The sequence below is a fragment of the Rhodoferax sp. genome (assembly GCF_028688795.1).
Taxonomy (GTDB): Bacteria; Pseudomonadota; Gammaproteobacteria; order Burkholderiales; family Burkholderiaceae_C; genus Rhodoferax.
Map to the genome: position 1 here is coordinate 20,452 of NZ_JAQTXM010000041.1, position 7,101 is coordinate 27,552.

4 protein-coding genes are annotated in these 7,101 nt (G+C 60.9%); 1 reads left to right on the forward strand and 3 read right to left on the reverse strand.

Translation table 11 applies throughout. The annotated features are described in order from the left end of the window. Window position 1: 1 nt before the first annotated feature. The 3 genes from PHQ58_RS20955 to PHQ58_RS20965 are packed head-to-tail and all read right to left on the reverse strand — an operon-like array spanning window position 2 to window position 4,996. Window positions 2-1,213, reverse strand: coding sequence for a glycosyltransferase family 9 protein (locus PHQ58_RS20955; RefSeq protein ID WP_300115282.1), 1,212 nt, complete (start codon window positions 1,211-1,213; stop codon window positions 2-4). Beyond that, window positions 1,210-2,649, reverse strand: a complete 1,440-nt coding sequence (locus tag PHQ58_RS20960) for a hypothetical protein (RefSeq protein WP_300115283.1) — start codon at window positions 2,647-2,649, stop codon at window positions 1,210-1,212. Before PHQ58_RS20960 ends, PHQ58_RS20955 begins: the two co-directional genes overlap by 4 nt. Window positions 2,650-2,665: 16 nt before the next feature. Beyond that, entirely contained in the window at window positions 2,666-4,996 is a 2,331-nt protein-coding gene (locus tag PHQ58_RS20965) for a YfhO family protein (RefSeq protein WP_300115285.1), read from the reverse strand. Window positions 4,997-5,115: 119 nt separating this feature from the next. Here PHQ58_RS20965 and PHQ58_RS20970 point away from each other — a divergent pair, with 119 nt between their 5' ends. After that, the gene (locus PHQ58_RS20970) at window positions 5,116-7,056 is read left to right on the forward strand and encodes a tetratricopeptide repeat protein (protein ID WP_300115288.1); all 1,941 of its coding nucleotides are present in this window, start codon (window positions 5,116-5,118) and stop codon (window positions 7,054-7,056) included. Window positions 7,057-7,101: the final 45 nt, after the last annotated feature.

Consider the following 7,101-nt stretch of genomic DNA (forward strand, 5'->3'; position numbering starts at 1 on the left):
GCTAGTGGCCACCTTGCAGCAGCGCGCGGGCCTGCGCCAGCACCTGCTCGGGTGTGATCTGTTGCAGGCACTGGTTGTTGCCGTCGCATGGCGAATTGCGATGGTTGTAGGCCGTCAGGCAGGGCGAACACGACAGGCCCATGAAAAGCGTGTGGATGTTGGGCGCCAGCGGGCTGTACAGCGCAGGCGTCTCCGGGCCAAAGAACACCAGCGTTGGCAGCGGCGTGAGCGCGGCAAACTGCCCCGGCCCGCCGTCATTGGTCACCAGCAGCGAGGCCCGGTGGAACAGCGCCAGCAAATGCCGGATCGACCTGGTGTAGCCCGTGAGGTCGATGCACAGCGCGTGCTGGCAATGCGCCGCAATCTCCTGCGCCAGCGGCTTGGCGTCGGGCAGGCCGATGAGCGCCACCGCGTAGCCGTCTGTCAAAAGTTGGCTGCACAGTTGTTTGTAATAGGCCGGCGGCCAGGCCCGGATGGGCAGCAAGCCGCCATCGGGATAGACCAGCACCAGCTTTTGGTCTTTGACGGCGGGAAAGTCTTGGTGCAACTGCTCGGCCACGCCAGCCACTTCGCCCTCGGCAAATTGCAGCAGCGGCGGCGCGGTCACCGCGTGCGCCACCGCCTTGGCCAATGGGCGGCCACGCGACTCGATGGCATCCACCATGGTGAGGAGCTGTTGCGACAGGTGCCGGTAGGGGTTGTACATGAGCTTGCGGTTCATAAACGAGCCGCGATACAGCCCCTCCTGGGTGTGCGCATGAAAGCCCACGCGCACCGCCGCCCCCGACAGATACGCAAAGATGCTGCTCACGCGCGAGAACAGTTCGCAGTCGATGACCACATCGAACCGCAGCGCGCGCATCTGGCGCAGGGCCTTGATGCTGTCGCTTGCAAACTCGCCAAGCGCCTGGTCGTTGAGCGTGATGATGTGGTCGGCCGGCATGACGTTGAGCAGCTCCAGCAGCTCGCGGTTTTTGCGGAACATCAGCATGTGCAGTTCGGCAGTGGGATAACGGCGCCGCAGCTCGGCAAACATCGGCTGCGCCAGTACCAGGCTGCCCATTTCGGACAGCAACACGATGAGGATGCGTTGTGGCGGCTGCGCCTTTGCTTCGCCCAAAAAGAACACGCGCAGTTTTTCAAAAAGCGACAAGCCCGCACAAATAGGCACGCCCGCCAGGCGATCAACCGCGCGTTGGAAATTGATGTTCAAGAAGCTGCCTTGTCGTTGATGGCCGAGTCTTCAAGCCCAAGCATCCGGCCAATCGCCACGGGCGCCAATGCAAGCGCAATGGGCACCACCAGCATGGCCCAGTAGCCTCCTACCGACCCGGTGATCAGGTCGCGGCCCGTGCCGCCGAAGAATAGAAAGGCCATGTGCGGCACGGCAATCACCGCCACCAAAAAAGCGCCCAGCCGCCGCTGGCCAAGCAGCAGGGTCACGGCACCGGCCAAGCCGGCCAGAACCAGCATCGGCACAAACCATGGCGCTCCGGCAAACAATTGATCGAAGAACCTGAGCGTTGCCGCGAGGTGTGCCAAGCCGCCGTGGATCCAGAAGCCAACCGAGCCCGCCTGATCGACGCGCCCGTCTATGGCCGAAGCGTGCGCCGCGTAGATTGCGCCAAAAATACCAAACCCAGCCAGCCAGGGCCAGAGTGCTTTGAGTCTTTGGCCCATGGGCAGCGTGACCACGCTGGCGGCTGCCAGCAACATGGGGTAGATCAAGATTTCCCTGAACACCGCGGCCAGCAGCATCACACACATGGCGGCCCACAGCAGCTTGGCTGACGCGCTGCGAACCGAGGCGATGAACAGCGCAATACCTGCCAGCGTGAGCGCCATCGCCCAGCCGTCCACAAACACCACAAACGAGCTGGTGGCAATGGACAGGTAGGCCGTGGCCACCATCAGCGCGCCCAGCACGGCCAGCCGCGGCGGCCCCAGTTGGGCGCCAATGGCAAAGGCCGAACCCACCGCCAGCGTGGCAAAAACCAGAAACAACCACGGGATGGCAGACCCGTCTGCAGGCAGCAAAAGCCACAGATAAAACAAGGTGGGCAGGCGATAGCCTGGCACGCCGTTGGGCAGGCGAAACTCGCCCAGCGGGTCGGCGCGGTACACGTTGATGTAGGCTTCGTAGTAGGGCACGCCATCGTGCATGTCGTAAAAAACGCGCAAAAAATAGTCGCGGTCGCCGGGTGTGGCGCCCAGCGCGGGTTTGGTGGACAGCCATTGGTTGACGGTGGGCTCGTTGGGCACAAAGTCGCCCCGGTTTGACGCTGCCGTGGTGGCCCACATCAGGGCAATCACAACGGCCACAGCCCCGATGGCAACCCGCCACTCGGCCTTGTTGCGCTTGCTTGCCTTGCGTAATGCCAAGGCGACAACGCCGGCGGCGATGGCGCCCAGCACGATGAAAATTATGGATTCGACCGGGCTTGCCAACGCACCGCCCCCGCCGCCAAACCAGGGTCGGGCCAGCAGGACGCCAGCACCCAAACCGACAAAAGTCCCGCCAGCGGCGTGCTTCCAGTCAGCGCTGGAAGCCAGCGCCGCAATGCCGCCTGTCAGCAGCGGGGCCAGCCAGATCGGCAGGAGCACGAGCAAGCCGAAGACCACGCTCAGGTGCGTGATCAGGGCGAGCAAGGCAACAGCCAGGAAATTAATGGCGCCACCTCTTGACTCCGAGCAACAGCAGCAACCCCAAGCCCAGCAGCCCCAGCATGGCCCCCACGCGCTGCCCCGGCATGCGGAAATCAAGCGCCACCGTGTGTGTGCCAGCCGCCACGGGAGCCGCCAGCATGCCGAAATTGGCGCGCATCAAAGGCGTGGGCTGGCCGTCTATCTGCAAAGACCAGCCCTGGTTGAACGGGATCGAGAAAACCAGCACGCCATTCTTTTCTGGACTGATGCTGCCCTTGAGGTGGTTGCTGGCAAACTGCTCCAGGCGCAACCCGGTCGCCTGCAACGCCAGCGCGGGTTGGTAGTAATTGTCTTGAAGCGTGAGCGCGTTTGAACTGACCAGGCCGTCCAGGTCGAACAGCTCGCCATGGTTTGGCACAGGCTGGTCAAGCACCACCGCATTCATCATGACGATGTCGCGGTAAATGTTGGCCTCCTGCTCTGGCCGTGTGGCCAGTTTGGCAAAGGTGCTTGGCGTGATTTGTCGCGTATGCACAACGCCCAGCGGCAGCGCCATGTCGTTGCGGTAGATGATGTAGTTGCTGCCCTGGCCCACGGCAACATAGCCCGGCCATTGCAACACCGCCCTGGAAACAAGGTACTTGACGCCCAGCAGTGAATTCAACATGAACCGCTGCCCCATGTTGGGCAGCCAGTTGGTGTAGTTCACGGCGCCGGCCGCTTGAGGCGGCGGGATCAGACCCAGGCCGACATAAAAATCGACCACACCGCGGCTATGAAAAAAGTACGACTTGACGCCCATGTAGTCTTGCGCCAGCGCATCGGCCAGTGACACAGAGTGGTAGGTCTTTTCGATGCGAAAAACCCCCTTGTCGATGTTGCGAATGTCACGCAGCGCTTGCAGCGTGCCATCGTTTTTGTAGGGATTCTGTTGCGGTGTGATGATGGCGCGGCCATTCAGGTACGAGGGTTGGGCGATCAGCACGGTTTCCACCGCCACCAGCCCCATCAATAAAAACGGCAAGACCCGCGCAGACAACACCTGGCGCTGGGCCAGCAGCAGCAGCACCAGTGCCAGCAGCGCCAGACCGATGACTTTATAAACATGGGGCTGCCACACCTTGGCACCCAGGCTCATCAAGACCAGCGCCAGCAGCAAGCCGAAGACACCTGCGCCAATCACCAGGAGCCGCCCGTTCACCCCCTTGGACAGCACCTGGTCAAGCGCTTTGGCGGCAAGCATCAAGAGCAGCAGCGAGACCCAGAGCGTGGATATTCTGAAATACGGCGCCGCAAAGCCCATGGCGGCGATGCGAAACACCGGGAACACAAAATATGCCGCCACCGCCGCGAGCCCCAGCAGCATGGCTTTGCGCTCAGCGGCCGTGCCTTGCCAAAGCTGAGGGATCACCAAAAATAGAAAAATGCCAATGTAAAAACCTGGCCCTTCCAGGTAATTCCAGTAGCCCCTGTAATTGCTGCCAATGCCAAAAATGTCCTTATGAAAAAGTCCGCCAATTTCCGCAGCAATCAGAGACCACTCATTAAACCGAAGGCTTTGCGCCACAGAATCCTTGAAAAGATTCTGTCCACCACCAACGCGCGAGCCATCCATGAGCTGGAACATGATCGGCAAAAGAACCGGCGCCGCCAGCAGGAAACCCAATACGGTCAGCGGCAAGATTCTGAGCAGCCAGAGCTTGAACATCACTTTGGGCTCTGGGCTGGTCAGCACAAATGCCAGGCATGCCAGCATCAAAAAGATAGCCAGGGACACAAAAAACACACCCGACACAAGCGATATCGCCAACACCACTGGCAGCGCAAGCACATTGCCGCTGCGCAGCGTCCGGGTGATGGCCCACAGGATCAGTGGAAATAAAATGAGCCCCGTGCCTTCGGAGTCCCATTGGCCGTTGATAACGATGAAGCCGCAAAACGAATAGGCCAGGGCGCTGATCACCATGGTTTCCCATCGCGTCACATAACAGCGGATCAGCACAAAAAAAGCAGCACCGCCCAGCACCATCTTGAGCACATGTACCCAGATGCGCAGCGGCAGTACACCGTCGGGGCCGCCCAGCAGACCCAAGAGGCTGAACACGTCGCCCAGCCAAAGCGCAGTAGAGCTACCAAGCCCGCTTACAAACGACCAACCCGTAAAACCCTCGCGCGCCAGGGTACGGGCCAGGTTCATGGCCGAGGGCGCAAACTGCCCAAAGGTGTCGCTGCCGATGTCCATGTAGGCAAAATAGAACTGGCCCGACAGGAAGCTGAAAAATATCACCCCGATCAGCACGATCTGCAAGCCGAACAGGATCAGCCAGGCTTTGGGCAAAGTCATTTTCATAGGTAGATGGGCTCGAAACTGGCGATGGGCAAGCTTGGACAGGAGTGGTGCAGAGTGCCCGATTTTGCCACCCAAAAATGATAAGCTCGCTGGGCTGCCACTCACGCCTTATCCTGCCCATGACGAACCCTGACCGCAATCAACCCGGCGCCGGTGCCGCTTCTAATGCGCAGGCGCTGCAAACGGCCATCGCGCTTCACCAAAGCGGCAATTTTCGTCAGGCCGAGGTGATTTATCAGCAAATAGTGCAAGCTGATCCCCATCACGCTGACGCCCTGCATTTGCTTGGCTTGGTTTACCACCAGCAGGGCCAAAGCAAGCTGGCTATTCCGCTCATCAAAAAGGCCATCGCGCTCAACCCCGCCGACACCACTTATCAATTCAACCTGGGCAATCTGCACCAGGACCTGGGCCAGCTGGACGAAGCCATCGCGTGTTTTCAGCAGGTGCTGACGCGCCAGCCGGGTTATATCGATGCGCTGGTGGCGCTGGGCACGGCGTTTAGCGCCCACGGACGGTTGGACGAGGCAATCGCCAGCTACCGGCAGGCCATTTCACTGCGGCCGGTCACCTACCACGTGCTTCTCAACCTGGCCAATGCACTGTTCGCCCGGGGCCGGGTGGACGAGGCGCACTACACCGCGGCCCATGCGCTCATCCTTCAAGGCCAACTGGACGAGGCCGTGGCCAACTACCAGCAGGCGCTGGTGCTCAACCCGACATACTTTGATGCCCGGCTCGACCTGGCAACGGCGCTGCTGACGCAAGGCAAACCAGACGAGGCCAACGCCAACTACCGCAAGGCGCTGCTGCTGCAGCCGAACAATGCCCGCGCCTACAGCAATCTGTTGTTCGGCATGCAAAGCCTCAGCACCTGCTCACCCGCCGAACTGTTCAGCGAGCATTTGCGCTTTGCCGAGCGCTTCGAGGCGCCGCTCAAACGCGGCTGGCAGCCGCACACCAACAGCCGCGAGCCTGAACGGCGCATTAAGGTGGGCTATGTCTCGGGCGATTTTTGCAACCATGTGGTGGCCTTTTTCTTTGAGCCTATCCTGGCCTGTCACGACAAGACAGTAGTTGAGCTTTATGGCTACTACAACAACATCCAGCATGACAGCCATACCGAGTGGATTGCCGCCCACATGGACCATTTTGTGGTCTGCAACACCCTGAGCGACGAGCAATTGGCGCAGCGCATCCGTCTTGATGCCATCGACATCCTGGTCGATCTGTCAGGCCACACCGCAGCCAATCGCCTGCTGGTGTTCGCCCGCAAGCCCGCGCCGGTGCAGGTCAATTACATCGGCTACCCCGGCACCACGGGTTTGAGTGCGATGGACTACCGCATCAGCGACCCCTGGCAAGACCCCGTGGGCCTGACCGAGCGCTACCACAGCGAGAAGCTGGTGCGTATTCCCGGCGGCATGGCTTACCAGCCCGATCCCGCTGCACCCGCGGTCAACGCACTGCCTGCGCTGACATCCGGCAAACTCACCTTGGCCTGCCTCAACAACCTGAGCAAGGTGAATCCGGCGGTCATCGCCTTGTGGGCGCGCATTTTGCAGGCCCTGCCGCAAGCCCGGCTGCTGCTGGGCAATGTGACCGAAAGCGGCATCCAGCAGCGCCTGACCGATTTGTTCGGCGCAGCGGGCATTGGCCCTGAGCGATTGCTATTGCAGACGCGCGTGTCGGTGCCGGAATACCTGGCGCTGCACGGCCAAATCGACTTGGCACTCGACCCCTTTCCGTACAACGGCGGCACCACCACTATGCATTCGCTGTGGATGGGCGTGCCGGTGATCACGTTGGCTGGCGACCATGCGGTGTCGCGCCTGTGCGCCGCCCACCTGTCGCGCGTCGGCTTGCCCGAGTTCATCACGCACAGCGAAGACGAATACCTGCAGTGCGCCATCAGCTTTGCCAATGATTTGCCCAAACTCAACGAGGTACGCCAGTCACTGCGCCAGCGCATGACCGCCGCGGAATGCGACCCCGCCGCCATCACCCGCCAACTAGAAGCCGCTTACCGCGACATGTGGCGCACCTGGTGCAATTCATAAACCGTTAACAGCTAATTTGAACCATATAAACGTATGGCTTTTTTA

Bases quoted from the DNA above. Each gene is read 5' to 3' on its own strand.
- PHQ58_RS20965 (WP_300115285.1), bottom strand. From the start codon at position 4,996: ATGAAAATGACTTTGCCCAAAGCCTGGCTGATCCTGTTCGGCTTGCAG.
- PHQ58_RS20970 (WP_300115288.1), top strand. From the start codon at position 5,116: ATGACGAACCCTGACCGCAATCAACCCGGCGCCGGTGCCGCTTCTAAT.